The organism is Actinosynnema sp., assembly GCF_052038725.1.
In genome coordinates, this window is the sequence record NZ_JBQGCX010001495.1 from 1 (window position 1) to 3967 (window position 3967).

Annotated in this window: 5 protein-coding genes; 1 reads left to right on the forward strand and 4 read right to left on the reverse strand. The window is 75.6% G+C overall.

What is annotated here, in order from left to right:
- On the reverse strand, window positions 1–304 hold a 304-nt coding region (locus tag ACTUAL_RS31570; protein ID WP_440902779.1), incomplete at its 3' end, for a hypothetical protein.
- 92 nt (window positions 305–396) lie between these two features.
- On the opposite strand from ACTUAL_RS31570, the gene ACTUAL_RS31575 reads away from it, so the two are divergent.
- On the forward strand, window positions 397–558 hold the full coding sequence (locus ACTUAL_RS31575) for a hypothetical protein (protein ID WP_440902780.1): 162 nt from the start codon (window positions 397–399) through the stop codon (window positions 556–558).
- Between the two features lie 174 nt (window positions 559–732).
- Here ACTUAL_RS31575 and ACTUAL_RS31580 read toward each other — a convergent pair whose 3' ends face one another.
- The 3 genes from ACTUAL_RS31580 to ACTUAL_RS31590 form a co-directional block, all read right to left on the reverse strand.
- The gene (locus ACTUAL_RS31580) at window positions 733–2004 is read right to left on the reverse strand and encodes a transporter (protein ID WP_440902781.1); all 1272 of its coding nucleotides are present in this window, start codon (window positions 2002–2004) and stop codon (window positions 733–735) included.
- 3 nt (window positions 2005–2007) lie between these two features.
- Window positions 2008–2556 (reverse strand): hypothetical protein, encoded by a 549-nt coding sequence (locus ACTUAL_RS31585; RefSeq protein WP_440902782.1) that lies wholly within the window; start codon window positions 2554–2556, stop codon window positions 2008–2010.
- On the reverse strand, window positions 2553–3967 hold a 1415-nt coding region (locus ACTUAL_RS31590), incomplete at its 5' end, for a hydantoinase/oxoprolinase family protein (RefSeq protein ID WP_440902783.1). The genes ACTUAL_RS31585 and ACTUAL_RS31590, both read right to left, overlap by 4 nt.

The following is a 3967-nucleotide window of genomic DNA, read 5'->3' on the forward strand; positions in this document are numbered from 1 at the left end:
TGCTGTGCGCCCTTTTCTCCACCGCCCAGAGGGCTCCCGAAGTGTTCGCCAAGAAGTTCGCCGCGACCGCCGCCGCGGCCCTGCTGACCGCGGGCTGCGGCGGCGCGGACGGCTCCACCACGGCCCGGACCTCGTCCCCGACGCCCACGGCCACCACCACGGCCGCCACGACGAGCAGCTCGGCGGCGCCCGCGGAGTTCACGGCGTGCGACGTGCTGCCGAGGGACCTGGTCGTCACGGCGTACGAGGTGGGCATGAACCAGGCGCCGAGCGTGTACTGCCGCCCGCAGGAGCCCGTCGTCAATGAGATGGGCGCGAAGACCTACGGCGCCGTGTTCGCCAGCCCGACCTCGGCGCCACCCCGTCACCGGCCTGGGCAGCGGCGGCCACACGTACGTGGAGGGCACGGAGCTGAACCTGTCCTCGGGCAAGTCGATCGGCCAGGACATGGTGCTGGTGCACCTGACCTCCACCACACCCGAGTCGCCGTCGATGCTGCCGCAGTTGGAGACGGTCACGCGGGCGGTGCTGGACAACATCACCGGGCTGCCGGCCTGAGAGTCGTGGCGGGCGCGGTCCGGCCCGACCGCGCTTACCGCCTCCGGGCACGACGTGGCGGGGTACCGGTCGTCCGACTTTATTTCACCCAGCACTGAAGTCATCGTGGTATGTGATTCCAACTTATTCCAAGCTGCCCCCGGCACCGGCCCGCCGCGCCGGGGGCGCACCCGCTCAGCCCAGGAACAGCACCGACGTCAACGTCAGCACCCCCACCGCCATCACCCACGTGTAAGGCAGCGTCGACGCCATCACCTTCTCCGGCCGCACGCCCGCGTACTGCGCGCTCCACACCGTCTGCGTGCTCGTCGGGTCCGACACGCACAGCACCTGCCCGTACGACGACATCAGCCCCAGCACCGCCGGAACCGGGTACACCCCTCCCCCGGCCAGCACCCCGGCGATGCCCGCGCCGAGCCCGTACACGTTCAGCGGCCCCCGGTACAGGCACAGCGGCACCAGCAGCGCGAACACCAGCACGAACAGCACCGGCCCCGACGGGCTGACCGCGGACACCACCGGCTCCAGCGCCGCCACCGCGCCCGGCAGGCGCACCGCCGACAGGAGCATCCCGATCGCGACGAACAGCACCAGCGGCGGCGCCGCCACGTCGAACGCGCGGTACAGCGAGCGCATCGCCGTCTCCCCCAGCCGCCCCGGCCGGGTCGTGGTGAGCAGGGCGAAGACCACGCCCGCCAGCAGCGAGGGCACGATCGGCAGCTCGAACCCGAGCGCCAGCACGATCGGCAGCAGCGGCGCGACCAGCGCGTACCAGGGCGCGTCCCCGCGCCGCGCCCGCCTGGCCGTGGCCGCCCGCACCGCCCACGCGTGCCGCGCTCCCCTGCGCCGCACCTCCACCAGCACGTAGGCGACGCCGACCACCAGCGCGATCGGGAACACCTTCAGCTGGAACGCCCGCACCTGCTCCAGCGACAGGTCCACCGCGTCGGACAGGAACTGCCAGCCGATCAGCTCCACCGGCAGCCCGGTCGCCAGCCCCATCAGGACCGTGCCGCCCGCCACCACCGGCGGCACCCCCACGGCGATCATCGCCGGGATGCCGACCACGCCCGCGAGCATCGCGGCGGGCGCGGAACCGGTGATCGACCCGCACAGCACCGCCACCGCGTACACCCCGAGCGCCACCACGGCGGGCCGCTCGCCGCCGAACTCGACGATCTTGCGCACGAGCGTGGCCGCGATGCCGGTCTCGGACATGAGCGTGCCCAACCACGAGCCGAGCAGCACCGCGATCATCGTGGTGGCCAGCAGCGCGGACCCGTTCTGCAGCACGGCGGTGACGCTGTTCTCCTTGCCCGTGAGCGACGCCCCGGACAGCAGGGCGATCACCACGGCGAGCAGCCCGAGCGCGAACGCGGTGGGCAGGACGCGGGTGAGCATCAGCGCGACCCCGATGGCCATCACGGCCAGCACGGCGATCCCCATCGATCAGCCTCCTTGCGCGACGAGGGCGAGGCTGTCCGCGAGTGCCGCGGTCAGCGCGAGCGGGCTGCGGTCCAGGCCGCTGACCCGGTGGGCGTAGCGGTGCGCGACGAGCTCGTCGGCGCCCGCGACGTGGCCGAGCACGCGCACCCGGCCGAGCCGGAGGGCGTGGTGCCCCAGGCGGCGCTTGAGCTCGCGGGCGAGCGGGCCGTGCAGCCGGTGGTGGGCGACCTCGTGGGCGACGGCTGCGGCGCGCAGGGCGCCGGGATCGACGTCCCAGCCCCGCCGCCGCGCGACCTCGCGCACCCGGCGCAGGGCGTCGGTGTAGACCGTGGCCGCTCCGGTGCGGCGGTGGTACTCGGCCAGCACCACCTCGCCGTCGCGCACCCCGCCGTCCCGCTCGACCACCCGCACGTCCGCCGGGAACGGGCGGGCGGCCAGCTCGTCGCCGACCTCCAGGGCGGCGCGCGCCCAGCGCCGCAGCAGCGCGGGGTCGCGGTCCTCGTGGGTGGGGGTGGCGGCCAGCAGCGCGACCGCGAGGTCCTCGTCGCTCACCGCCGGTCCTCCACGATCGCCACGACCGGCTCGTCCGGGCCGCGCGCGGACAGCTCGGCGCCGATCAGCGCGACGAGCTGGTCCCGGTCCAGCACCCCGGACAGGTCGGCGATCTTCGCGCCGACCAGCAGCGACACGGCGGGCGCGCGGGAGCCGCCGTCGCCGTGGGAGGTGTGCTCGTCCACCGCGGCGGCCAGCTCGCCCGTGGCGCGGGCGACGGTGGTCCCGACGACGTGCGCGCCCGCCGCGTGCAGGCGCACCACGCCCTCCCGGTCGACCACGCGCACGTGCCGGGTGGTGCGGCCGAGGCCGAGCAGGCCCTTGCGGCGGACGTCCGCGCCCCACACCGCGTGGTGCCCGGTGTCGGTGAGGCGGGCGACCCGGTCGGCGGGCACGTCCAGGCTGCGGGCGACGGCCGCCCGGACCGCGTCCTCGTCGACGACCAGGGCGCGGTCCTTGGCGCGCAGCTCGGTGGCGCCGGTGGCGACGGCGCGGATCAGGTTGCGCCGCGGGTCGACCACCACGTCCACGTCCACCCCGGCGGGGTCGGCGCCCTGCGCGATGACGGCCCGTTCGGCCTCGGCGCGCACCGCGAGCACGTCGGCGTGGCCGGGATCGGGCACGATCCGCTCCACCGACTCGCGCACCAGGGCCAGCGCCGCGCCGAGCGGGCTGATCACCTCGCTGTGCGCCGCGATCCGCCAGTCCGCGGTGGACTGGGCGCCGAGGAACGGGGTGATCGCCGCCGCTCCCCCGCCGCCGCCGACCAGGGTGAGGGCGGAGCGGTCGAGCCGGTAGGCGTCCACGAGCTGGTCCACCACGGCCTTGACCGGCGCGATCGCCTTGCGCAGCACCGCTTTCGCGGTTTCCTCGACGGTCGTGCCGAGGTCGGCGGCGAGCACGGCGATCGCGGCGCGGGCGGTGCCGGGGTCGGCGAGCGCGTAGGCGTCCTCGGGGACGACGCCGAGCGCGTTGGCCGCGCAGGTGGTGGTGAGCGCGAACCTGCCGCCGCCGGGGACCTCCAGCGCGACGTAGTCGGCCGGGTCGCCGTCGCGGGGCGCCAGGCGCACCAGTTCGGCGCCGTCCAGCGCGCCGGGGTCGGCGAAGCAGGCGTACGGCAGCCCGGCGATGTGCGCGCTGCGCGGCCCGACGTCCGTGACCGCGCCGCCGGAGACCCGGACCATGGAGCCGCCGCCGACGCCGACGGTGCGCACGTCCAGCGCGGGCAGGGACGTCTCCCGACCGCCCAGCCTGGCGTGCCGGACCTGCACCTTGCCCCGGCGCACCACCGAGACGTCGGTGGAGGTGCCGCCGGTCTCCAGGAAGACCCCCTCGCTGAGCCGCTCCCCCATCAGCGCGCCCGCGACGCCCGCGGCCGGTCCGGACAGCGCGGTGAGCAGCGGGCGCTTGC